Genomic DNA, 504 nt, shown 5'->3' with positions numbered 1-504 from the left:
GATGATTACTTTCAAGTTTCTCATTTCCTTTAGCAAGATGTTTTCGACTTGCATTTTATATCAATCGCCAAGAGAATACTCTTTCCAAGGGATGATCTTTATCAAGGAGTGATGAAAATGCCCCCTTCTGTTATGCACCGATGCAATAAGTACCATCAAGAACAAAAATCCAGGCAAAGTGGAATTACACTTGTCGAGCTACTCACCTGTTTGGCCATTGTTTCTATCTTGACCTTTGTCGTTATTCCTTCCTTCAATGACATTTTCCAAAATGCCCGTTCGGACAGCAATATCAACCACTTGAGCCAATTCATTCGACATGCAAAAAGAGAAGCGCTCGCCAGACAAACACGCATTACCTTATGCCCATCCTCTTCAGGCCTACAGTGCGAACAAGGTTGGCAAGCTGGCGCAATGATATTCATTGACGAAGACAAGGACCAGAAACGTGATGAGAGTGAACTATTACTCCAGCTCAAAACCCCTTTTATCCCTTCTGGAACA

1 protein-coding gene is annotated in these 504 nt (G+C 42.3%); it reads left to right on the top strand.

All coding sequences use genetic code 11. The annotated features are described in order from the left end of the window. Nucleotides 1–117: 117 nt before the first annotated feature. The coding region (locus A3756_RS17075) for a GspH/FimT family pseudopilin (RefSeq protein WP_197481361.1) at nt 118–504 on the top strand (387 nt) is incomplete at its 3' end.

Source organism: Oleiphilus sp. HI0086 (genome assembly GCF_001635225.1).
This window is presented reverse-complemented; position numbering and strand designations above follow the sequence as displayed.